This window comes from Bacillus sp. JJ783, from assembly GCF_036963225.1.
GTDB lineage: Bacteria > Bacillota > Bacilli > Bacillales > Bacillaceae_G > Bacillus_A > Bacillus_A cereus_U.
The window spans coordinates 1-23,918 of the sequence record NZ_JBALMG010000008.1 but is presented as its reverse complement, the minus strand read 5'-3'; the positions used below and the strand labels follow the sequence as shown (position 1 = coordinate 23,918).

The following is a 23,918-nucleotide window of genomic DNA, read 5'->3' as shown; positions in this document are numbered from 1 at the left end:
CAACTCTTGTGAAAAACTTCGAAGATTATATACATAAAGATACTTCTTTTTCAAATAATAAATGTACCATCATTTGGAAAGAAGGCCGATGTATGAAGAAAGCAAAGTGGACTTTATTAGGCGGGGTAGCAACGTTTGTAGTAGCGATTGTACTTTATAAACTTATTGTGTTAGCTGGTGGCTATATGATGGATGAAAAGCAGCTTGTTTTCCACTCTTCATCACGTATCGTTGACCAGAAAGGAAAAGAAATTACGAAGTTATATGTAGAAAATAGAGAGCTCGTGCCGATCGAAGAAATTCCAAAGTATGTGCAGCAAGCATTTATTGCTGTGGAAGATTCTCGTTTTTATGAGCATCAAGGAATTGATTATCCTTCTATATTTCGGGCGCTTTATAAAGACACGTTAGCTGGAGAGAAGGTAGAAGGCGGTAGTACAATTACGCAGCAACTAGCTAAAAATGTCTTTTTAACTCGCGAAAAAACATTTACGCGTAAATTGAAAGAGGTCGCAATTTCTCTTCAATTAGAGCAAAAATATACGAAGCAGCAAATTCTTGAAATGTATATGAACCATATTTATTTCGGTCATGGGGCATATGGTATTCAAGCGGCGGCTAAATTGTATTTTAATAAAAATGTAGAGGATTTAACAGTGGAAGAGGGGGCGATGCTTGCAGGACTTCCGAAAGCGCCAAATGGCTATTCACCGTACTTATCTCCTGAGAAGAGTAAAGAGCGCCGTGATCTTGTTTTGTCACTTATGCATAAACAAGGCTATTTAACAGCGGAAGATAGTGTTCGTTACCAAGGGAAAACAATCGCTCTTTATAAAAATGCAGATGAACGTGAACTTGCATATATGCCGTATATCGATATGGTTATAGATGAAGCAGCGCGTTTATACGGTTTATCGCATCAAGAAGTACTGCGCGGAGGATATACGTTTGTCGTACCAATGGATGAAAAAGTTCAAAAGGTAGCATATAACCAGTTTCAAGATGCGAGAAATTTCCCTGGTAAAGAAAACGGGGCGCAAGGTGCATTTTTATTAATGGATAATCAGACTGGCGGAATTAAAGCTGCGATTGGTGGAAGAGAGTATGTTCCGAGAGGGCTTAATCGTGTTTTTGCAAAAAGGCAGCCGGGTTCTGTTTTAAAGCCACTTATCGTATATGGACCAGCACTTGAGACGAAGAAATATAATCCATATTCTTTATTAACGAATGAAAAAAGTTCGTTTGAAGGCTATGAACCTCGAAATTATAATCATGAGTATACGAAAGAGATGACGATGTACGATGCGGTATTAGAATCAGCAAACGTGCCAGCTGTATCTTTATTAAATGAATTAGGGGTAGATGAGGGAAAGCAATATTTAGAGAAAGGGAATGTTCATATTTCGGACTCAGGTTTAAGCACAGCACTTGGCGGGCTAAAAAACGGCGTTTCTCCATTTGATCTTGTTAAAATGTACCGCTCTTTTTTAGCAAACGGGAATATTATCGAACCGCACGTTATTGATAAAGTGTTAAATAGACACGGGGCAGTCATTGGAGAATCATCAAAAGCTGAAACGAAAGTCTTTTCAAAGCAAACGGCATGGTATATGACAAAGATGCTTGAAGGAGTTGTGAAAGAAGGTACGGCGAAAGCTGGCGTATATAATGGAGCTTTAGCTGGAAAAACAGGCACAACTTCACTGCCGAATGATGATCATGGTGCGCGCGATATGTGGTTTGTTGGATATACACCGAATTTAGTAGGTGCAGTTTGGATTGGCTATGACCGCACCGATAAAGAGCATCAATTACAAGATGGAAATGCATCTGCAACGATGTTATTTAAAAAGATTTTAACGAAAGCAAATATACAAGATAAAGCGAGTTTTCATAGGCCAAAAGGTGTTGAAACAATTGGACTGCCAATTCGTTTAGATAAGATTCAAAACGTGGAAGCAAAACTAGCATTTAGTCCTTTCGGTTTATTTGCGATGAAACTAAGCTGGACGCCGCTTCCTGATGAGAGAATTATGTACCGGATTTATAAAGTTGAAAAAGGAATTCATACTCACGTTGGAACGGTAAAAGGAACAGGGAAATATGAGGAAAAGTTTATAAATATATTCTCAAAACCAAGTTTTTACATTGTACCATATAACACACAAACGAACCGTGAAGGAGAAAAGTCAAAAGTAGCTAAACCATAGTTTTTCTCTGTGTTATAATAAGAATGTTGTGAAAATAGTAAGCGGTTTTACGAATGTTTGTGTCAATTTAATGAACAACGTACATAATGTTATGCATTTTGTTTTTACAAGCTGTATAGTAAAAAAAGATAAATATCGGAATAGAGCATATTTAAAGAAAAAGCATTGGTAAGGAAGGGAGCTAGGGTCTTGGTAAGAACTATAAATGAGACATTTTTAAAAGCATGTAGGGGGGAACGTACAGAGTATGTACCAGCATGGTATATGCGTCAAGCAGGTCGTTCACAGCCGGAATATAGAAAGATAAAAGAGAAATATTCTTTATTTGAAATTACACATAATCCAGAGTTGTGCGCTTACGTTACAAAGTTGCCAGTTGATCAATATAACGTAGACGCAGCAATTCTTTATAAAGATATTATGTCACCACTACCTGCAATTGGTGTTGATGTGGAAATTAAATCTGGTATTGGTCCAGTTATCGATAATCCAATCCGTTCTTTACAAGACGTAGAAAAATTAGGGGAAATCAATCCAGAAGATGATGTACCTTACATATTAGATACAATTCGTTTATTAACGACAGAAATGTTAGATGTACCGTTAATCGGTTTTTCAGGAGCTCCATTTACGTTAGCGAGCTATATGATTGAAGGCGGTCCTTCTCGTAACTATCATAATACGAAAGCGTTCATGTATGCAGAGCCGAAAGCTTGGTTCGCTTTAATGGATAAGCTTGCAAATATGGTTATTACATATTTAAAAGCGCAAATTAATGCAGGAGCAAAAGCGGTTCAAATTTTCGATTCTTGGGTTGGAACAGTAAATGTAGCGGATTACCGCATATTTATTAAACCAGCAATGGAACGTATTTTTGCAGAAGTTCGCACGATGGGTGTTCCAATGATTATGCACGGCGTTGGGGCAGGACACTTAGTGAATGAATGGCATGACTTACCTCTTGATGTAGTCGGTTTAGATTGGCGCTTATCAATTGAAGAAGCACGCACGCGTGGTGTTCATAAGGCGGTACAAGGAAATATGGACCCTTCATTCTTATTAGCACCTTGGTCTGTTATTGAAGAACATGTAAAAGGTATTTTAGATCAAGGGATGAAGCAGCCAGGTTACGTATTTAACTTAGGTCACGGCGTATTCCCAGAAGTAAATCCAGATACATTAAAACGTTTAACTACATTTATTCATGAGTACTCTAAAGAACAGTTAGCGAAGTAAAGGAGATTGTCTGTATGAAAAAGAAAATTGGTTTGCTTGTAATGGCATACGGAACGCCGTATAAAGAAGAAGATATTGAACGTTACTATACACATATTCGCAGAGGAAGAAAGCCAAGTCCTGAAATGCTAGAAGATTTAACAGAGCGTTACCGTGCAATTGGTGGTATTTCTCCTTTAGCTACTATTACATTAGAGCAAGCTAAAAAGTTAGAGACGCGTTTAAATGAAATGCAAGATGAAGTAGAGTACCACATGTATCTTGGTTTAAAACATATTGAACCGTTCATTGAAGATGCAGTACAAGCTATGCATAAAGATGGAATAGAAGATGCAATTGCACTCGTTCTTGCCCCTCACTATTCTACTTTTAGCGTGAAGTCGTATGTAGGACGAGCGCAAGAAGAAGCAGAAAAACTTGGAAACTTAACAATTCACGGCATTGATAGCTGGTATAAAGAACCGAAATTTATTCAGTATTGGGTAGATGCAGTGAAAGGTATATATAACGGTATGTCAGAAGCAGAACGTGAAAAAGCTGTGTTAATCGTATCGGCTCATAGCTTACCAGAGAAAATTATCGCACTCGGCGATCCATATCCAGATCAATTAAATGAAACAGCTGATTATATTGCAAGGGGCGCTGAAGTAGCGAATTATGCAGTAGGTTGGCAAAGTGCAGGCAACACGCCAGATCCTTGGATTGGTCCAGATGTACAAGATTTAACGAGAGAACTAAATGAAAAGTACGGCTACAGTTCATTCGTATATGCACCAGTTGGATTTGTTGCGGAACATTTAGAAGTTTTATATGACAATGACTTTGAGTGTAAAGTTGTAACGGATGAAATTGGCGCGAAATATTATCGTCCAGAAATGCCAAACGCATCGGACGTATTTATCGACTGTTTAGCAGATGTTGTATTAAAGAAAAAAGAATCTGTAATGTAAGTAGAAAGGGGGAGCTTACTTGAGGAAAAAAGTTGTGATCATCGGCGGTGGCATCACAGGATTAACAACAATGTATAACTTACAAAAAGAAATTCGTGAAAAAAACTTGCCGATAGATGCATTGCTTATAGAAGCGTCCGGTAAACTTGGCGGGAAAATTCAAACCGTTCAAAAAGATGGATTTACAATTGAACGCGGTCCTGATTCTTTCTTAGCAAGAAAAAAGAGCGCAGCTAAATTAGTGAAAGAATTAGGACTTGATGCTGAACTTGTAAATAATGCGACCGGTCAATCGTTCGTTCTCGTAAACAATCGGTTACATAAAATGCCGAGCGGTTCAATGATGGGAATTCCAACGCAAATTACGCCGTTTCTATTTTCCGGATTGTTCTCCCCAATTGGTAAACTAAGAGCTGGTTTTGATCTGTTAATGCCTAGATCAAAGCCAGTATCTGACCAATCACTCGGGCAGTTTTTCAGGCATCGCCTTGGAAATGAAGTTGTTGAAAATTTAATTGAGCCATTATTATCTGGTATTTATGCAGGGGATATTGATGAAATGAGTTTAATGTCAACATTCCCTCAAATTTATCAAATTGAACAGGAGCATCGTAGCATTTCACTCGGTATGCGTACGCTCGCTCCAAAGCAAGAGAAGGCTGAATTGAAAAAGGGAATCTTTAAAACTGTGAAAAACGGTTTAGAATCTATAGTAGAATCTCTTGAAGTGAAGATTCCTAATGGTATGGTAATGAAGGGAACTCGTATTGAAAAAGTTGCAAAACTTGGTGATAGTTATACGATTACTCTTAGTAACGGAAAAGAAATGGAAGCAGACGCGATTGTAGTTACAGTACCGCATAAAATATTGCCGTCTATGTTTGCGCAGTACAAGCAGTTTCGTTTCTTCCGTAACATTCCGTCTACATCAGTTGCAAACGTGGCACTTGCTTTCCCGAAGTCTGCAATTCAGCGTGATATTGATGGTACGGGATTTGTCGTATCAAGAAATAGTGATTACACGATTACAGCGTGTACGTGGACACATAAAAAATGGCCGCATACAACGCCAGAAGGAAAGGCACTTCTTCGTTGTTACGTTGGACGACCTGGTGATGAAGCGATTGTTGAACAAACTGACGAAGAAATTGTGCAGCTTGTATTAGAGGACTTACAAAAGACAATGGATATTACAGAGGATCCAGAGTTTACAATTGTAAGCCGCTGGAAAGAAGCGATGCCTCAATATACAGTTGGCCATAAAGAGCGAATGAAAAAGCTCACAACATTTATGGAGAATGAGTTGCCAGGTGTGTATTTGGCAGGTAGTTCTTACGCTGGTTCTGGTCTTCCGGCTTGTATTGAGCAAGGTGAGTTAGCGGTGAAACGTGTGTTATCTCATTTAGAGAAAGAAATGGAAACCGAATTAGTCGCACATTAAAATAGTTCAAGCAAAACGCCTTTAATTATATTGAAGGCGTTTTGCTTATTATATGAAATACTTATTAACCAATAAACATATATAAGTTATTTGGCTTTATAACGGCATCTCCCGCATAAATAACCCACTCTGTTAAGTTGTCAAAATCTAAATGATAAGAGTTCCCTTCATGCATCTCTTCGATAAAATACGGTTCATTAATGAGTATTCCTTGAATGAGATCTTCCGTAAGGTCTTGCATTTCAAACCACATATGTTCACTTTTTCCTTCTTCGTAAGAGACACCAAACTTAGCGAGGAAACGGAAATCTTCATTTGATTGTTCAATTTGAAAAATGTTGCTGAAATACCCGAAAGTATTTTTTGCATTATAAGCCATACGAGCCGTTTCACTATTTGTTTTATAGAACATGAGCCCTGTAGCTTCTTCATGTTCTTTGAAAAAGCTTTCTATATATTCTCCGGAAGTATTATATTGGAACAAGAGAACAGATGGAGATTGATGGTACTCATCTCGGGCATCCATCCCGCCAAGGAATACGTTTTGTGCATCTATTGGTTGTAATTTCACTTCTTCATCTTCAATTGAAGATAATTGATCCATACTCGTTTTACGTCCAATATAAGACAAACCTTTTTCCCACGGAACAGCTACTGTATGTATGGAACCTTGCTGACTATGTGCGATAACGATAGGCTCATTCATTGGGACTTGGCCATTCTCAACGGCATTATTAGCAAATGTTTGAAAAAGATCGCCAATGCCGTAGTAGGAAGAAATACGATTTGGAATAATTAATTCTATTTCTGTTACGCCTGCTCTTAAAAGGCCGTGTGTATGAAACCAATATTGTGTGGGCTCGTCTTCTGTATCGTCTTCATAAACGGAATGAATAACGTATAAGTCAGGAATGTCAGGTAACAACTCATTTTCAACGTGATATTCAATATAGTTTCTAGATATTACTTTCATTGCTGCACTTGAATCAATTACAAATAACAAATCTGGTGCGAGGTGCCATAAAAATTGTACCTGCTGGAAAAAGCAGCTGAGTACATCGCCTACAAATAGCGTACGAGTGAAAATTTCAGTGCCGAAAGCCGCATCTTCAAAAGTACGGTCTATTATTGTGGAATCTTGTCTATTGTACATTTTATATTCTTCTGGATCATTCGTTTCATCAATATGCAGTTCATACGGTATGACTTTTTCATCCATATGTAACTCAACAATAAGGCTTGTCTCATCACTATAAACAATTTTTAATTCATCAACTTTAGTAGAGAGAGTTTCTAGCCGCTGTTTTAGCTGATCAATTGTAATTCTAGTTGGTATAACAGCAATCATATCTGAAAAATGCCGTTCTAATGTTCCATTCATAGCTGCACGGTATGTTTCTGTTTGTACTTCCATCCAATCAACTCCAATTCAAATGAATACATTTTACATGCTGATAAAAATTTCGGTATTTTCTGTTTTCTCTCTCTAACATTATAGAGCGCATTCGTAGAAGCTGTAAAATTATTATTTTGTATTATAGTTTGAAAACTTGTAAATTAGATGAATTTTGTGTAAAAGTTGTCGAAATATAGTTCTATATAACGAATCATTTGATATGATAGAAATGCTGAGAAAATATGAATTAGGGAGAGGAAAATGGCTATGAAGAAATTGTTAAGTGTTTTTATATCATTCTTGCTATTGCTTTCATTTACTGGAACTTTAGCGAAGGCGGAAGAAACTACTTCTATGTCAGTAGAAAAAGCAATTCAAGTATTTAAGCAGCAAGGGAAAACGAAGGGGATAGTGGAAGGATATATCGTTGGGTATACGCAAAGTCCTTCTAAATACACGAAAGATCCGGCTAAGTTTGACGACACGAATGTGGCAATTGCCGATTCGCCAAATGAAACGAATCCAGACAAGATCATGCCTGTTCAATTACCAAAAGGTGATGTGAGGACGGCTGTAAACGTGAAAGACCATCCTGAAAATATCGGGAAGAAAGTTAGCTTGACAGGGACGCTTGAATTATATTTTAGTAGCCCAGGTTTAAAATCAGTAACAGCTCATAAGTTTCAAGGAGAAGGACAAAACCGTGTTAGCGATGTAGTGGCATCACCAAATGGCGGGGAAGTTGCAAAAGGGACAGCGGTAACATTAACAACGAATACAGAAGGAGCAACAATCTACTATACGTTGGATGGCTCTAATCCTACAAATAAAAGCGTTCGTTATAACGGACAAATTGTAGTGAATGAAAATAGTGTAGTGAAAGCAATCGCAGAAAAAGAAGGGCTTACTTCTTCAGCAGTTTCAACATTTTCATTTATTATCGTAAACAATGAACCAGTTCGTATTCATGATATTCAAGGGAAATCACATATTTCTCCTTACAATGGGAAGAAAGTAAACAATGTGGAAGGCGTTGTAACAGCGCTTGATAAAAATGGTTTTTATATAGAAGATAATCAGCCAGATAATGATCCAGCTACTTCAGAAGGTATGTACGTATACAAAAAAGATGCGAATGTAGCAGTAGGAGACCTTGTCCAAGTTGATGGAGAAGTAGAAGAATATGTTGGGCCTGGATATGCAGAACGATTTGAAACAGACTTAATGACGACTGAAATTAAGGCGAGCCGCGTTGCTGTAATCGCAAAAGATCAACCTTTACCAGCACCGGTTGTACTTGGAGAAAACGGTGTGAAAATCCCTGATCAAATTATCGATAATGATGCATTCGGTTTATTTGATCCAAATGAAGATGCAATTGATTTTTATGAGAGTGTAGAAGGCATGCGCGTTACGATGCCAACGCCAAAAATTATTGCTCCTCAGAAAAACGGGAATTTATATGTAACAGTAGAAAATGGTGGGGATAAAGTTATAACGAAGTATGGCACACCGCTATTAGATAAAGAGCAATTAAACCCAGAGCGTCTTTCTGTAAAAGTATCTCGTGATTATGTCGCGAAAGTAGGAGATACGTTCACTGGTAATATAACAGGCGTAGTAGGATATGACTACGGTTCGTACCGCATTTCGCCAGTAACGGAATTACCATCTGTAGTGGACGGTGGGTTTAAGCAAGTAGGGGCAAATATTCAGCCGCGTCTTGATAAGTTAACAGTTGCTACATATAATATTGAAAACTTCTCAGCGAACAAAAAAGAAACAACAGATGAAAAGGTAAAAGCGTTAGCTTATTCTATTAAATATAACTTGAAAATGCCTGATATTATCGGTGTAGAGGAAATGCAAGATAATAACGGATCGATTAATGACGGTACAACAGATGCTTCATTAAGCGCAAAACGTATCATTGATGCAGTGGTAGAAATTCGTGGTCCGAAGTATGAGTATGTAGAAATCGCTCCAAACAACAATCAAGACGGAGGAGCACCAGGAGCAAATATTCGCGTCGGTTTCTTCTATAACCCATCACGCGTGAAATTAGCAGCAGTACCGAAGTTACTTGATAAAAATGTTGTTCGTATTGGAGATGAAAATTCATTATTTGAAAGTACACGTAAACCGTTAGCGGCAGAATTTACGTTCCAAGGACAAAACGTTGTTGTCGTTGCAAATCACTTAAACTCAAAAATAGGAGATGCAACGCCATTCGGAAAAGTACAGCCGCTCGTATTAAAGAGTGAAGAAAAACGAGTTCAATTAGCACAAGAAGTGAATCATTTCGTACAAGATATTCAGAAAAAGAATACGAATGCACCAGTTGTTGTATTAGGTGATATGAATGACTTTGAATTCTCTAAACCTTTAGAAGCACTAGAGGGAACGATATTAAAAGATATGTTAAACACAGTGCCGAAAGAGAATCGTTACACGTACATTCATGAAGGTAACGCACAAGTGTTAGATCATATTTTAGTAACAAATAACATCGCACCACACACAATTATAGACCCAGTACACTTAAACTCAAACATTATGAAGGAACATGGACGTGTAAGTGACCACGATCCAGTACTTGCTCAAATTGATTTGAAGAAAGCTTCTTAAAGTAGGGGAACGCTTAGGTATCTAAGCGTTCTTTTTTGTTTTTGCATCGTCATATAATTATGAAGATAGAATTCCTTTTTTTATAATATGGTGATAAAATTAATTGAATATTTAGTTTTCGGAAGAGGGGCTAAAGATGCAAGCGCTAACAAGTGGGAAATTAATGAATCAAATCGCAATCTTTTTTAGTAGTATCGTCATGATTCAGTTTATAGCCGAGATAACAGGACTTACACAGAATTTAGATATTACGTATAACCTAATAAATACAGCAAGTTCTTATATAACATTTAGTTTGGCAGTTATTTTTACTTTAATAGGCGCAAGAAGAGAATTAAGTAAATATGCAATTATTTCATTATGTTTAGTAGTAGGTATTAAAGCAATTTATTTTGCAGCGGTTGTTATTTTATGGGGATTGGCTGGTACGCCGTAAATGAATAAAAAAACCTAATTTCCAAGAAGACATGAGGAAATTAGGTTTTTATGCTTGAAACGCTTTTCTACATCGATCTCTTCTTTGTAGTCTTCTTTTGTACCTTTTTCTATCTCGCTGTACGCCTTTTATATACATACATAGGCTAACGAAGAAGAAGAAGGCACATTGCATCGTTAATATGTACGGTGACATGCCATGTAACGGTTGCTTTGGGTCATATAAATGAAAAGGTGCTCCGCCTATTGTAGGGAATATTGTATTTAGCAGGACGTAAGGAATGGAGGCAACTGCAAATGGAAATAGAATTGCCATATAGTCCTTTTGTGACCACGCAGATGCAGCAAGTCCTAAAAGAGCCATTAAACCTGCAAATAAAAAATTAATTCCGATATATACAGTAATGTAAGTGAGGGGAGAATCGTAATATAAGTTTGCGAACATCCCATTATCATTTATGATGCCTGAACCAGCCGTCGGTTCTCCGTCTGGAATAGTTAATTTACAAAATAATAACGATAAAATGAATGGAAACGTATAAAGAAGTCCTCCGCAAAAAAATGTAACGATATATTTCGTTACTGAATAAGGGAATAACGAAATTTCTTTACTTACAAACGGTTTAAAGCCATCTGACTTATCCGAGTTGTAACTTGTACTAAAGGGGAAACTCGCAATAACTGGCATTAATAATAAATAAACATCCATTTCATTGTCGCGAAATCCAATCCATTTAAAAGCTGTTGTTACAAACGCATCTGTCCCGTCTCCAACATAACGAATTACATAATAATAATGATAAATACAAATAAGAACCAATCCACTAAACATAATAATTAAAGAAACACGATTACAAAAAGCTTGCTTTATATTTAAACGAAGCGCACGCATCATGACTGAAAAAGCCTCCACTATTTTGATGAACTTGTCTATTTTCTATATTACTATTAATTGTAAAGATTTTCTTGTTTTTTTATTTGATTATTAGAAAAAGGGGAATTTTGTTGTTGTGAAGTAAGGTTTAACTGTAGAAGAAGATTGTCAGAGTGAAAGGAAAAGAGAGGACATATGGAATTCAAGTTTAGACAAAATCGCGCTTTCTACGCTGAAATAAGAAAAAGGTGTTCATAAAAATTATATCTGAAGAACATCTTTTCCTTTCCCCTTTTTTTCTGATACACTATGACAGTATTATATACATTGACTGGAATTTTTTTAAACTGGGAATAACTAAAAAAGAGAACTTGTATAGAATGTAAGCGTGTGGTAATATCAAAGATGTACTAATTGACTATATTGTCCGATTGGTCATTTTTGGAGGTGATGATGTGGCGATGGATCGAAAACGTTCTATTATTGAAGCTGCAACAAAGTCTTTTTCAGCATTCGGTTATAAGGCGACGACGATGGATCAAGTTGCGAAGTTAGCGAATGTAGGAAAAGGAACAATTTATACTTTTTTCAAAAATAAAGAAGAACTATTTGGCGAAATTATTTCTAATTTAATTACAGAAATGAAGCAAGTCGCAAAAGACGCAATTCGTTCAGATATTTCATTTTTTGAAAATGTACATAGAGCATTATATAGCATATTAGAATTTAGAAAAGAACATCAGCTCATGATTAAACTAATTCAAGAAGAGCGTGATATGGGAACGAAAGAAGTACAAGAAGTGATGCAACAAGTAGATGTGGAAATCATTTCTGTCATCCAATCTTATTTAGAGATTGCGATTGAAAAAGGTGAGATTAGCAAATGTGATCCAGAAATTACAGCATTTATTATGCTTCGCCTATACGTATCGCTTATTTTTGATTGGGAAAAAAATCATGAACCGTTAGAAAAAGAAAAGATCTCGGAATTATTCGAACTTTATTTACTAAAAGGATTGTCAAATTAAGATAATCCTTTTAATATTATAAAAAATGACTAATTGAACAAATTGGTCAAATGTATAAGGAGGGTGGTTAAATAGTATAATCAAGTAGTTGAAAATGTGCATAGTATAAATTCGGGGATAAGGCATATGTATGAACAGATATAGCCTTTTTATTTGGTTGAAAATGACTAAATAGACATTTTGGTCATTTTTGAAAAGGGGGATAAATTATGAAATGGCATAAGTTGCTTAGTAAAGAATTTGCAGAGATTATAAAAAGTAAAAAAATATTAATCCCAATCATTGCGGTTTTATTTGTACCGATTTTATATGCGGGTATGTTTTTATGGGCCTTTTGGGATCCGTATGAACAGCTAGATGACTTGCCAGTTGCGGTAGTCAATTTAGATAAAGGTGCAGAACTTGATGGAAAACCAATTGAGGTCGGGAAAGGGCTCATTGATAACTTAAAAGATAATAAAAGTTTTAAATGGGAATTTGTAAGTGAAAAAGAAGCGAAAGAGGGAATGGAAGGCAGAAAGTATTACATGTTAGTACGTATCCCAGATGACTTCTCAAGTAACGCTACAACGTTATTACAAGACGATCCGAAACCATTAAACTTAGAATATATTCCAAATGAAAGTTTAAACTTCTTATCTTCACAAATCGGCGGAACAGCCATTGAAAAAATTAAAGGTGAAGTATCAAGCACGTTAACGAAAACATATGCAGAGAAAATGTTTGATTCCATTAAAGACGTATCAAAAGGATTAGCAGATGGAGCGGACGGAGCAAATAAGTTACATGATGGAGCTAGTGAGTTGCATGATGGATCAAGTAAAGTGACGGATGGACTCCATACACTTCAAGGGAAATCTGGAGAGATGAAAGATGGAGTTCAGAAATTAGCAGATGGATCTAATAAATTGCAAGATGGGTCCGGAAAAGTAACAGATGGTTTAAATACATTAAATAGCAAAACGGGTGAAATACAAACTGGTATAGGGAAATTACAAGATGGGTCTGGAAAAGTAACAGATGGTTTAAATGAATTAAATAGTAAAACAGGTGAGATGCAGACAGGTATAGGGAAATTACAAGATGGGTCTCAGAAAGTAACAGCAGGTTTGAATACATTAGTAAGTAAAACAGGTGAATTAAAAACAGGAACGAATGAATTATCAAATGGTATGGAACAACTTGTTGGCGGACAAAGTCAATTAGAGGGAGCCTCTCAAAAAATTGAAAAGGGTTTGCAAGAGTTAAATAGTACAGTGAAAAATTCTGTTGCAGGCTTAGAGGAAATGCAGTCGAAAGTTCCTACTATATTAAATACGGTAAATCAGAAAATAGATGGTGCTGGAGAAAATGTAAATCAGTTAAATGAATTTACTCAATCAACAGCAGGAGATGCGAAAAATGCAGCACAAGATGTAGCGAATTTGCAAAAGCAAATCGAGAGTTTACCAAAAGAATATCAAGAGCAGTTACAACCATATATAACAAATGCGGCAAAAAGTACAGCGACAGTTCAGCAAAAAGCTATTGGAGTAGCAGGTGGAACAAATAAATTAAATGAAGAAGTAAAACAATTAAAAGGTGCAATAAATCAAACAACAAGTGATGCGCAAAACAAACTACCGAATACAGAGAAATTGCAATCTTTAACGAGTGGTATTGAGGAATTAGCCAGTGCACAAAAAGGATTTGTTGAAAAATTCCACGGATTTGGTGAGAAGTTAAATACTGCTAAAGAAGGCGCAAATACATTTAAAAACGAATCTGGTCAATTAATTGCTGGGATAAATCAATTAGCAGATGGCTCGAGTAAAGTAACAGGTGGCTTAGACACATTATCTGCAGGAGCAAATCAAATGGCAGGTGGCGTAAATCAATTAGCAGATGGTTCAAGCCAAGTGACAGGCGGCTTAGGTACATTATCTGTAGGAACAAACAAAATAATAGGTGGCGTAAATCAATTAGCAGATGGCTCGGGTAAAGTAACAACTGGCTTAGGTACTCTAAATGGTGGTCTAAATAACATGGCAACTGGCTCAACCCAGCTAATCGACGGAGTAAATAAACTAACAGACGGCTCAGGAAAAGTGACAGACGGACTCGTAAAAGTAAATGATGGGTCAGGTGAACTTGCTGAGAAACTTGGTGAAGGTGCAGAAAAGACAGGAGAAGTAAAAGGAACGGATAAAACGTATGATATGTTTGCAAGTCCTGTAAAAGTGAAGGTGGAGAAAATAGCGGAAGTTCCAAACTACGGAACAGGATTTACACCGTATTTCTTATCGCTCGGTTTATTCGTTGGGGCATTACTATTATCTATCGTATACCCATTACGCGATACAGTAGGTGTTCCGAAATCAGGATTCAGCTGGTTTATTAGTAAGTTTGGTGTTTTATTATCAGTCGGTATTATTCAAGCAATAGTAGCAGATGTCATATTACTATTCGGATTAGGTGTAGAAGTGCAAAGCATCCCATACTTCATACTCTTTAGCATTATTACAAGTTTAGCATTCATTGCATTAATTCAATGTTTAGTAACAGCATTCGGTGATGCGGGCCGTTTCATTGCGATCTTAACATTAATTATGCAGCTTACAACTAGTGCTGGAACATTCCCGCTAGAGTTGATTCCGAAGTACTTACAACCCTTTAATGCTTGGCTACCGATGACATACTCTGTATCAGGGTTTAAAGCAGTCGTATCAAGCGGTGATTTTAACTTTATGTGGCAAAATATAGGGATACTCATGATCTTTATCGCTGTATTATCACTTGGAACAATTGCTTCATTAACTTGGATGCATAAGCGCCAGTTTAGAAACATTGCTGAAAATCAATCATTTGAAGCGTAAATAAAAAAGCACCGAAATGGTGCTTTTTTATTTATCTTATTTTAATTAGAGGTTTATCCTCCATACTTTTGCTGTAGTTCTTTATTTTTAGTGAGCACATTTTCAAATTTTTCTTCATGTCCTTTTGGGAAGAGGACGCCTAAACCGTACGAATGTGAAAATTCTAGATGAGGGTATTGTGCTTTTAAAGTATCCCATAATAGATGTACACCAAACCCATTTTCGAAGACGGCTATATCATGAAATAAAATAATACCGTTCTTTTTAAGTTTTGGTAACCATGTAACATAATCGTGTGAGACCGCCTCAAACGTATGAAACCCATCGATATGTAATAAATCGATGCTTTCATCTTCAAATTGATTTAAAGCATCATCAAATGTAGAACGAATCGTTTTTCCGATTCCTGGATAACACGTGTCCAGCACATTTGTTACGGTTTCGAATACATTTTCTCCATAGTAACCACCGTGTGGATCTCCTTGCCAAGTATCAATTGCAGTACATTGTGTCGGGAGTTGTTCATCTTTAACAGCCTGACAAAAACTGTAGAAGGAAGATCCATAATATGTTCCTAATTCTACTAGTGTATTAGGTTTGAAAAATGTAACGAGATCGTAAGCAAACTTGTTATGCCCAGCCCATGGCGAAGAAGTTCTAACAGATGGAACGACTTGATCTACTTCAAACAAAGGATCATAATAAATCCACCGCATTCATATTCCCCCTTGACTTGTAATTCATCCATGTAAATATATGTGAAAGATCATTGGATAGAACATATCACTTTTATTTAAAAATTCCTGTAGACCTACTTAAAGGAGAGGGGAATATTAAAAAAGGGATTACAAAGATTTGAATAGAATCATATACAGAAAGAGGAGGAGCTATGAGAAAAAAATTCAACTATTATTTCATACTATATCCATGCGTCTATTTCCTCGTTTTCACCATATCACCTATTTTATTTCGCAAAGAAGAACATACTAGCGTAAAAGATACGTTAGCATTTCTTGGATTCTACTATTTCCTTATAAGCGTAGGGTATGCACTGGACCTTTTCGGTGAAAAAGACAAGGAAAAGGATAAATAATAAGGAGGAAAATAAAATGACCGAAAGCCAAATGAAATTTCGTGATACGACCATTCGTAATTTTTTCGATAAAGAGGATTGTTTAAAATCGATTCCAGGTCAAAAAAAGAAAAAGTTAGTATTGTTAGAGCATTTGATTAGCAAGTTAAACGCTGAAAATCAATATACAGAAAAAGAAATTAATACATTCATAAAACAATATCATGATGATTTTTGTACGATTAGACGAGAGTTTATCGTGCATGGGTTTATGGATCGAGAGGATAATGTGTATCGTATAAATGGGAGAGAAGTATGGACGAAGTGGGAGGAATTAAAATAATGAATCAGCGGGGGGATTCCACTGATTATGAGTCCGCGCTAGTCGTGCATTTTCTTTGTAGTAAGTCTATGAACTCTTCAATATTTGAACTTGTAATGTATCCCAACGTTATATATTCATCTTCATAGTAAAATATTATTTTTTTATCAAAGATTCTTCTCTTCGTTTCTATAGATAGAATTTTTTCATACTCAAATTCGGCAATCAATGTATTTTTATATTGGCCCAAAAAGAGAAGTCTTCTGTTAGTAGCAAATAACATGCCTGGATACGGGACTTTATGCGTATTAATATAGTCAGTAAGTGAACATTTTAAAGTAGAGACAATAACTTCGCCTTTATGTAATAGTTGTTTTGCAGCTGTTAAAATTGGATTCATTGTATACATTCCTTTTATATAGATGTAAGAATATTATATCAAAAGTGAAAAGATTCTCAATATGTAATGTTGCATATTGAGAGTTTTGGAGATTCCTTAGTTTGATAGATTCAGTATTAGTCTTTTAAGAAAAAGGTAAGAGGTGATTTGGTGATACGATTAGCCAAAGAGGTTGATGCAGAATCAATTATGGATATTAGAAAAGCAATTGTATTATCGGAAACTACTACAAAGTTTTTTATAGTATCTCCAAATAAATTACCAAATGATATTGATTTAGAAAGAGAAAAGATACGGAAAAGTAATGAAAAAGGTAATCTTTATATAGTTTATGAAGTAGATAGTAAGGTGGTTGGATTTTTACTTTTCAATCGATATGAACTAGAACGCCTACGACATGCAGGTACAATGGGAATGGGGATTAGAGAGGCGTACTGTAATCAAGGCATTGGTACGAAGCTAATTGAATTTCTTATTAGTTGGGCTAAAGGGCAGAAAGGTTTAGAGAAAATTTGCTTAGGTGTAGTTTCTATTAATGATAGGGCAATTAAAGTGTATAAACGTACTGGCTTTGTAGAAGAAGGAAGACAAAGAAAGCAAATTAAATATGAAGATGGATCATATGGAGACGACGTATTGATGGCTTTTTATATTGGCTAAAAAAGAGAAACCTTCTATTAGTAGCAAGTAACATGCCCGGATAAGGGACGTTTTGCGTAATCATATAGCCAGTAAGTAAACACTTTGAAGTAGATATAATAACTTCGTCGTTCTGTAATAGTTGTTTTGCACCTGTTAAGATTGGATTCATTGTATACATTTCTTTCATTTGGATGTATGAATGTTGTATCGAAATTGAAAAGACTCCCAATATTGCATATTGGGAGTCTCTTTTTAGTAGAAGTGTTTACACTTAGCAAACCTTAAGCTCTAGCCGATCTTTCTGACGAAGATGGTGTGCAAAATGCATAGAAATGAGCTGGAACCACTCTGCCGCATTTAAGTAACCAAGTCCAGGGTGCTCTACTTTACAATCATTAGGAATAGAAGTAAGTGTTGGCTCAATGTTTTTTACAGCTGTAATTAATTTTAGAAAACGCTCCTGTAGCTCTTCTTTGCACGATGGATTTTCAGGTGTGTATCCAGGGCGATTAGGTATTTTTATTTGTATAGGAGGGAAAGCACCCATTTCATATACTTTTTCACCCATATCCGTTTTGTTGTTAGCTACAAATGGTGTTTCAGTTTTACATTTCTCGATTGCATTTAACTGCATATATGTGGCCGAAAGTAAATGATTATACATTTGACCGAGAGACCATTCTTCAGCAGAAGGTTTTGTCTTAAATTGTTCAAGAGAGTACTTTTCTAATTCCTCTATGTAATACGTTGCTAAACTTTCAAATTTCTCTAACATAACGGTACTGTTCATATTATTAGCTCCTTTTTATGAAAATGTATTTGTTAATACCTACAATAAAGAAGGGATACTGACAACATTATGTCAGTAGTAAAATAAAAAATTAAAGTTTTAACATTTTTTTTACTTCATCATATATTTTCTCAGAAAGAATTTTTGGCTCTAGTACTTGCACTTGCCTACCCCAGCTTAATATCCATTGAAAGACTTCATCAATATTTCTTGATTTCAAAAAGACATGAAAACCATTATCCTGATGCTCGTATGAATCTATAAAAAAGTATCGTGATTCAATAATTTTATGTGCAATATGGGATGGAAATAATAAATGAATCGTAACAGTACGATTGTTTTCAGGTTGATAGTCTTGTAAAGAAAAGTCCTTCGGTTTTGTAAAGAATTCTTGTTCTTGCTGTAATGTATCCATACGGTCTAAACGAAAATTACGTATTTGTTTTCGCAGTAAGCAATGAGCAACGATGTACCAAATTCCTGAAATATTGACTAAACCGTAAGGATGAACGGTCCGATTTATTTTTGTAGTTTCTCTTGGTTTACGATAAGAAAAAGAGATAGCTTGTTCTTTTTGAATAGATTCTTGCAATAAGAAAAGTTGGTTTTCTAGTTGTTCTCGCTCGGGTTGCTGATGAGAAAATATAGGAGAAAGGAAACGGAAAGTTCCTCGCAGCTCTTCAACTTTATTTTTTTGATCAGTAGAGAGGACAACCTCAAGTTTCTCTTTTGCCGATTGCGCATGTACAGAAAAAGAAGAATTGAAAGTTTTCTCAATATAATCACCGCCTAATAAAAGAGTAACAGCCTCTTCAGGCGTAAGTTGAATGGGTGGTAAGAAATAACCATCCATTAATGAATAACCGTGACCAGGCATTGCGAAAAGCGGGACGCCAGATTCACTAAGTGCATCCATATCTCGATAAATAGTGCGTATACTTGTCTCAAATTTTTCAGCTAAGCTTTGTGCTGTAACGGTTTGTTTTCTTTGTAATTCAATTAATATAGCTAATAAACGATCCGTCCGATTCATGAAATATCATCCTTTATTTTATAAATATTCTTATTGTGAAATTCTAAAAGTAGTGTGTAATTCCCTGCTATTAACAGACTTTTCCCTATGTATAATATTAATATAGTAAAATCATAAGAACCTATATTGCAGTTTCCAATAATATACTATATAATCAGGATAAGAAAACGTTTTCATGCAAAGGGGGAAAATTTCGTGTCGACTATCGAGGACGTGGCGAAATTAGCGGGGTTATCAAGGACAACGGTTTCTAGGGTGATCAATAATCATCCATATGTTTCAGATGAGAAGAAGAAAAGGGTTCAATTAGCAATGAAGCATTTAGGCTTCGTTCCTAATTCTGCGGCGAGAAGGCTTCGTAAACAAAAAACAGAAACAATTGCGGTGCTTGTTCCAAGGATTACAAATCCTTTTTTTAGTAGATTTATTGAAGCAATCGAGATTGCTGCTTCTGAACATAAATATAAACTGATTATTTGTCAAACAAGATATTTACCGGAAAAAGAGATGGAGTATTTACAATTATTATCTACGAAACAAGTAGATGGGATTATTCTATGTTCACTAGAAAATCCATGGGAGAATGTGGAGCCATACTTGCAACACGGTCCAATCGTGTTATGTAATGAATATATTGAGGAAGCAAATGTTCCAACAGTGAAATTTGATCATGCACAGGGAGCATACATAGCTGCCAATCATGTATTAGAACAAGGATATCGTAATCTTATTTTTTGCCGTGGTAACGAAACGAAAGTAGTGAGCCAACAGCGAAAAATGGGCTTTTTACGCGCTATTACTGAAAAGAGTAGAGAAGTGGAAGCGATTGATTTTCTTGAAAACGCTTTCTCTTGGGATGATGGAAAACGAATATTCCATGAAGTATTAAAGGACAAAAAAAATCCTACCGCGATTTTGGCAGGAGGCGACGAGGTTGCAGCTGGAATTATCTCAGAGGCGAAACGCCATGATTGGAGTATTCCAGAAGATCTCGCTGTGATCGGTTTTGATAATCAAATTTTAGCGCAGATTACAGAGCCAGGTATTACGACAATTGAACAGCCAATCGACGAGATGGCCCGAAAAGTTGTGGACTTAATGATGGATAAAATCCATACGAAAAATTATCGACAAAAAGAATTGTATGAGTTTGAACTGGAGCTCTTGGTGAAAGGTTCAACGATGAAGGATACGATGTTATTAGCCTAGTAGACTATGTCTGCTAGGTTTTTTTATGTTCACAAACTACTATTCTTCGTGAACGCAATCGTCACATTTGTTATGGTATGCTTCGTGTTGCTCATCAATTTCCTTCCCGCAGTGTGCACAAGTTTTCGTCGGTAAATTTCGGAAAAACTCCATTGGTTGATCAATCATGTCAATCCCTCCATTTCCATTTCTTACTATCATTGTATTAGTACAAAAAACAAAAGTCAACAACTGTTTTATAACAAAAATGAAAATTAATGAAAAAGTTTAGGAAATGGATTATAGTTAACAATGTAGGATGTAAGTAAAAAACTTTCTCAAGTACGGAGAAAAACGGCATTCCTACTCGGTTTTAGAAAGGATGGATACATATGAAAATGACTGTTGTCGGCTTTTGGGGCGGCTTTCCAGAAGCGGGAGAAGCAACGTCGGGGTATTTGTTTGAACACGATGGTTTTCGTTTACTTGTAGACTGTGGTAGTGGTGTACTAGCACAGCTTCAAAAATATATAACACCATCTGATATAGATGCAGTTGTATTGTCGCACTATCATCACGATCATGTTGCAGATATTGGGGTATTGCAATATGCAAGATTAATTACGAGTGTGACAAAAGGACAACTACCGGAGTTACCAATATACGGTCATTCGTTTGATGAGAATGGATTCCATTCTTTAACTCATGAACCGCATACGAAAGGAATCGCGTACAATCCAGAAGAAACACTTCAAATTGGACCGTTCTCCATTTCATTCTTAAAAACTGTTCATCCTGTTACATGCTTTGCGATGCGTATTACAGCTGGCGATGAAGTAATTGTATACAGTGCGGATTCAAGTTATATTCCTGAATTTATTCCGTTCACAAAAGATGCGGATCTTTTCATTTGTGAGTGTAATATGTATGCACATCAAGAGGCTGCAAAAGCAGGGCATATGAATAGTACAGAAGTAGCAAGTATTGCGAAAACTGCGAATGTAAAAGAACTTTTATTAACGCACTTACCGCATACAGGCAATCCATCTGATTTAGTAACAGAAGCAAAACAAATTTTCAGTGGCCATATTACGCTTGCGCATAGTGGTTACGTTTGGAATTCATGAGGTGATACGATGTTATTTATTGATAATAAAGGGATTACAGATCCTACGATAAACTTAGCGATTGAAGAATATTGTGTTAAAAATTTAGATATTAACGAAACATATTTACTGTTCTACATTAATGAGCCTTCGATTATCATTGGTAAAAACCAAAACACAGTGGAAGAAATTAATGCAGATTACGTAAAAGAAAAAGGCATTCACGTCGTTCGTCGTTTATCAGGCGGGGGCGCAGTATATCATGATTTAGGAAACTTAAACTTCAGCTTTATTACGAAAGATGATGGAGATAGTTTCAGTAACTTTAAAAAATTCACAGAACCTGTAACGAAAGCGCTTGGTAAACTAGGTGTAAATGCAGAGCTAAGTGGTCGTAACGACATTTTAGCTGAAGGTAGAAAAATTTCAGGTAACGCGCAGTTCTCAACGAAAGGTCGTATGTTTAGTCACGGTACGTTACTATTTGACTCTGAAATCGATCACGTTGTATCAGCACTAAAAGTGAAAATGGATAAGATTCAATCAAAAGGAATTAAATCAATCCGTAGCCGCGTTGCGAATATTACAGAGTTCTTAAACGAAAAAATGACGACAGAAGAGTTTAGACAACTGCTTCTAGAAACAATTTTCGAAGGGGAAACAGAAATTCCAACGTACGAATTAACAGAAGCGGATTGGAAAGAAATCCATAAACTTTCTGAAGAGCGCTACCGTAATTGGGACTGGAACTACGGGAAATCTCCGAAGTTCAACTTACAACATTCACACCGCTTCCCAGTTGGACAAGTTGATGTTCGTCTTGAAGTGAAAAAAGGAACAGTAACAGAATGTAAAATTTACGGTGATTTCTTCGGATCACTAGATGTTCATGACATTGAAGAACGTCTAACAGGCGTACAATTTGATAAAGATACATTCACTGTAGCTTTAGAAGGCGTAGATATCGCGCGTTACTTCGGTAATATTACAACAGAAGATTTCTTGCATTTATTCTTCTAAATAGAAAAGAGACTGTCATAACTGGCAGCCTCTTTTCTATTTAACTTGGAAAGCTTTTAGTATTAATCTTTATATTTTTCTCGTGCGTCTTTGAAAATACTTTCAATAACACCATCATTTTGAACATGATCTTCCGAAAGTGTAGAGGATTTATTGATGGTTGTCTTCTGTGTATATAAAGGTACCTTTCCAAATGTAACGGCACGAGTTGCATATTTGCCATCATCTACTGGTATTAAGAATAATAGGTATTCTTTTTCTTTAACCATGTTTGTGTAACCGTTGATATTGTAAGCTGTATTAGTTTGTTTATCATAATAAGCATTTTCGGTTATTTGAATTTCTTTGCCCACTAATATATTAGTATCCTGTTGACTATTTTTATATACGTTATTCACTTTGAAACCAGATAAAGTGAAACCTCCATTTACTTCGCCATCAACTTCTGATCTATAAATTTCTGTTTCTTTTTCATCTGTTTTTATTCCACGAACTATAATTGGTGAATTATTTTCTAGTTCTTCCAAATTGTTGAAGCCGTCAGTTTTTGCATCGAATGTGATCTCTTTTGACTTAGATTCAACAAAGGGATTTCCTATAAATAAAAATGTGATGAAGCTTAATACTATGATTATCGATAAGAACCTCAGTGATTTTTTCATCTGTATAATGCCCCCTTTTAATATCTTGCATTAATTCCAGCCCAATCATCTGATTGTGGATAATCTTTATAATTAAACTCATACTGTCGCATTACAGAAATACTGTCATTACTTTTTTGAGTGTGCCCTAAACCGAGAGCATGGCCTACTTCATGAACTGCAGTTTCTTTACGTCTTGCTGAGTCTAATTCTACACGCCATTTTTTAAAAAGAGTGACATTACCGCTACCGCGAAAAATCCCATAAGTATCTCCATTATATCTATCTACATATTCAATTTTGACATTTGCTCCCCCTGGGAGACTGGATTCTTTAGTAAATTGAATTTTTGAGGAAGGATTCCAAGCAGTGATGCCCCTTAAAACCTCACCTTTTAACCCGTATTTACTAAACTCACCATGAATCCAATAATAGGCATTATTTGGATTAGAAATCTTTGAACCATTATGTGTATATGCCTTGATAGAAGATGGTAATACTGTAGCAAATAACAATAAACCGAGTAACGAAGAAATAATTTTTTTACTGTTTCTCACAATATCCCTTCTTTCTGTAATTTTTTATACTTAAATGTAATTTTTCTATAAATAGGTAAATATTCCTTTTTTTGTTTCTTTTAAGCATATAAAT

The 23,918-nt window shown here is 35.9% G+C and carries 23 protein-coding genes and 1 pseudogene; 14 read left to right on the top strand and 10 right to left on the bottom strand.

What is annotated here, in order from left to right:
* The first annotated feature begins 92 nt into the window (after positions 1 to 92).
* The 4 genes from V7038_RS02145 (at position 93) to hemY (ending at position 5,837) form a co-directional block, all read left to right on the top strand.
* Positions 93 to 2,210 (top strand): transglycosylase domain-containing protein, encoded by a 2,118-nt coding sequence (locus V7038_RS02145; RefSeq protein WP_070128076.1) that lies wholly within the window; start codon positions 93 to 95, stop codon positions 2,208 to 2,210.
* A 189-nt stretch (positions 2,211 to 2,399) separates the two neighbouring features.
* Positions 2,400 to 3,446, top strand: coding sequence for a uroporphyrinogen decarboxylase (hemE, locus tag V7038_RS02140; protein ID WP_070128077.1), 1,047 nt, complete (start codon positions 2,400 to 2,402; stop codon positions 3,444 to 3,446).
* Between the two features lie 14 nt (positions 3,447 to 3,460).
* On the top strand, positions 3,461 to 4,396 hold the full coding sequence (gene hemH / locus V7038_RS02135) for a ferrochelatase (RefSeq protein ID WP_335468933.1): 936 nt from the start codon (positions 3,461 to 3,463) through the stop codon (positions 4,394 to 4,396).
* A 19-nt stretch (positions 4,397 to 4,415) separates the two neighbouring features.
* Complete coding sequence (hemY, locus tag V7038_RS02130) at positions 4,416 to 5,837, top strand: protoporphyrinogen oxidase (protein ID WP_070128079.1); 1,422 nt, start codon at positions 4,416 to 4,418, stop codon at positions 5,835 to 5,837.
* Positions 5,838 to 5,901: 64 nt separating this feature from the next.
* On the opposite strand, the gene V7038_RS02125 is transcribed toward hemY, so the two are convergent.
* The gene (locus tag V7038_RS02125; RefSeq protein WP_070146289.1) at positions 5,902 to 7,251 is read right to left on the bottom strand and encodes a DUF4026 domain-containing protein; all 1,350 of its coding nucleotides are present in this window, start codon (positions 7,249 to 7,251) and stop codon (positions 5,902 to 5,904) included.
* Between the two features lie 243 nt (positions 7,252 to 7,494).
* Here V7038_RS02125 and V7038_RS02120 point away from each other — a divergent pair, with 243 nt between their 5' ends.
* A complete protein-coding gene (locus V7038_RS02120) occupies positions 7,495 to 9,861 on the top strand; it encodes a DUF6359 domain-containing protein (protein ID WP_070128081.1) in 2,367 nt (788 codons plus the stop codon).
* Positions 9,862 to 9,997: 136 nt separating this feature from the next.
* Positions 9,998 to 10,297, top strand: a complete 300-nt coding sequence (locus V7038_RS02115; protein ID WP_002202856.1) for a hypothetical protein — start codon at positions 9,998 to 10,000, stop codon at positions 10,295 to 10,297.
* 48 nt (positions 10,298 to 10,345) lie between these two features.
* On the opposite strand, the gene V7038_RS02110 is transcribed toward V7038_RS02115, so the two are convergent.
* Positions 10,346 to 11,191 carry a hypothetical protein gene (locus V7038_RS02110; RefSeq protein WP_002201457.1) on the bottom strand — a complete coding sequence of 282 codons (846 nt, stop codon included), beginning with the start codon at positions 11,189 to 11,191 and terminating at the stop codon, positions 10,346 to 10,348.
* A gap of 434 nt (positions 11,192 to 11,625) precedes the next feature.
* On the opposite strand from V7038_RS02110, the gene V7038_RS02105 reads away from it, so the two are divergent.
* A complete protein-coding gene (locus tag V7038_RS02105; RefSeq protein ID WP_002202855.1) occupies positions 11,626 to 12,198 on the top strand; it encodes a TetR/AcrR family transcriptional regulator in 573 nt (190 codons plus the stop codon).
* 209 nt (positions 12,199 to 12,407) lie between these two features.
* The gene (locus tag V7038_RS02100; RefSeq protein ID WP_070138904.1) at positions 12,408 to 15,053 is read left to right on the top strand and encodes a YhgE/Pip domain-containing protein; all 2,646 of its coding nucleotides are present in this window, start codon (positions 12,408 to 12,410) and stop codon (positions 15,051 to 15,053) included.
* Positions 15,054 to 15,106: 53 nt separating this feature from the next.
* Here V7038_RS02100 and V7038_RS02095 read toward each other — a convergent pair whose 3' ends face one another.
* The gene (locus V7038_RS02095; RefSeq protein ID WP_002158968.1) at positions 15,107 to 15,769 is read right to left on the bottom strand and encodes a class I SAM-dependent methyltransferase; all 663 of its coding nucleotides are present in this window, start codon (positions 15,767 to 15,769) and stop codon (positions 15,107 to 15,109) included.
* A 173-nt stretch (positions 15,770 to 15,942) separates the two neighbouring features.
* On the opposite strand from V7038_RS02095, the gene V7038_RS02090 reads away from it, so the two are divergent.
* Positions 15,943 to 16,146, top strand: a complete 204-nt coding sequence (locus tag V7038_RS02090) for a hypothetical protein (protein WP_002201454.1) — start codon at positions 15,943 to 15,945, stop codon at positions 16,144 to 16,146.
* A 16-nt stretch (positions 16,147 to 16,162) separates the two neighbouring features.
* Positions 16,163 to 16,468, top strand: coding sequence for a DUF2087 domain-containing protein (locus V7038_RS02085; RefSeq protein ID WP_002202853.1), 306 nt, complete (start codon positions 16,163 to 16,165; stop codon positions 16,466 to 16,468).
* A gap of 25 nt (positions 16,469 to 16,493) precedes the next feature.
* Here V7038_RS02085 and V7038_RS02080 read toward each other — a convergent pair whose 3' ends face one another.
* A complete protein-coding gene (locus V7038_RS02080; protein WP_002201452.1) occupies positions 16,494 to 16,847 on the bottom strand; it encodes a PH domain-containing protein in 354 nt (117 codons plus the stop codon).
* A gap of 150 nt (positions 16,848 to 16,997) precedes the next feature.
* Between V7038_RS02080 and V7038_RS02075 the strand changes: the two genes are divergently transcribed.
* On the top strand, positions 16,998 to 17,507 hold the full coding sequence (locus V7038_RS02075; protein ID WP_002202852.1) for a GNAT family N-acetyltransferase: 510 nt from the start codon (positions 16,998 to 17,000) through the stop codon (positions 17,505 to 17,507).
* Here the strand turns inward: V7038_RS02075 and V7038_RS02070 are convergent.
* The 3 genes and pseudogenes from V7038_RS02070 to V7038_RS02060 all read right to left on the bottom strand — a co-directional run.
* Positions 17,482 to 17,667, bottom strand: a pseudogene (locus tag V7038_RS02070) (PH domain-containing protein); the annotation flags it as partial. The gene V7038_RS02075 and the pseudogene V7038_RS02070 overlap by 26 nt on opposite strands.
* Before the next feature lie 93 nt (positions 17,668 to 17,760).
* The gene (locus tag V7038_RS02065; RefSeq protein ID WP_002202851.1) at positions 17,761 to 18,279 is read right to left on the bottom strand and encodes a DinB family protein; all 519 of its coding nucleotides are present in this window, start codon (positions 18,277 to 18,279) and stop codon (positions 17,761 to 17,763) included.
* Positions 18,280 to 18,370: 91 nt separating this feature from the next.
* Positions 18,371 to 19,312: a helix-turn-helix transcriptional regulator gene (locus V7038_RS02060; RefSeq protein ID WP_070128083.1), complete on the bottom strand. Its 942-nt coding sequence runs from the start codon at positions 19,310 to 19,312 to the stop codon at positions 18,371 to 18,373.
* A 195-nt stretch (positions 19,313 to 19,507) separates the two neighbouring features.
* On the opposite strand from V7038_RS02060, the gene V7038_RS02055 reads away from it, so the two are divergent.
* Positions 19,508 to 20,521 carry a LacI family DNA-binding transcriptional regulator gene (locus tag V7038_RS02055; protein WP_002201448.1) on the top strand — a complete coding sequence of 338 codons (1,014 nt, stop codon included), beginning with the start codon at positions 19,508 to 19,510 and terminating at the stop codon, positions 20,519 to 20,521.
* 39 nt (positions 20,522 to 20,560) lie between these two features.
* On the opposite strand, the gene yhfH is transcribed toward V7038_RS02055, so the two are convergent.
* Positions 20,561 to 20,689 (bottom strand): protein YhfH, encoded by a 129-nt coding sequence (gene yhfH, locus V7038_RS02050; RefSeq protein ID WP_000567010.1) that lies wholly within the window; start codon positions 20,687 to 20,689, stop codon positions 20,561 to 20,563.
* A 203-nt stretch (positions 20,690 to 20,892) separates the two neighbouring features.
* On the opposite strand from yhfH, the gene V7038_RS02045 reads away from it, so the two are divergent.
* Positions 20,893 to 21,627 carry an MBL fold metallo-hydrolase gene (locus V7038_RS02045; RefSeq protein ID WP_002202849.1) on the top strand — a complete coding sequence of 245 codons (735 nt, stop codon included), beginning with the start codon at positions 20,893 to 20,895 and terminating at the stop codon, positions 21,625 to 21,627.
* Between the two features lie 9 nt (positions 21,628 to 21,636).
* Positions 21,637 to 22,626 carry a lipoate--protein ligase gene (locus V7038_RS02040; RefSeq protein WP_002202848.1) on the top strand — a complete coding sequence of 330 codons (990 nt, stop codon included), beginning with the start codon at positions 21,637 to 21,639 and terminating at the stop codon, positions 22,624 to 22,626.
* A gap of 62 nt (positions 22,627 to 22,688) precedes the next feature.
* Here V7038_RS02040 and V7038_RS02035 read toward each other — a convergent pair whose 3' ends face one another.
* Positions 22,689 to 23,288, bottom strand: coding sequence for a hypothetical protein (locus tag V7038_RS02035; protein ID WP_002202847.1), 600 nt, complete (start codon positions 23,286 to 23,288; stop codon positions 22,689 to 22,691).
* A gap of 17 nt (positions 23,289 to 23,305) precedes the next feature.
* Positions 23,306 to 23,824: a matrixin family metalloprotease gene (locus V7038_RS02030; RefSeq protein WP_335468924.1), complete on the bottom strand. Its 519-nt coding sequence runs from the start codon at positions 23,822 to 23,824 to the stop codon at positions 23,306 to 23,308.
* Between the last annotated feature and the right edge of the window lie 94 nt (positions 23,825 to 23,918).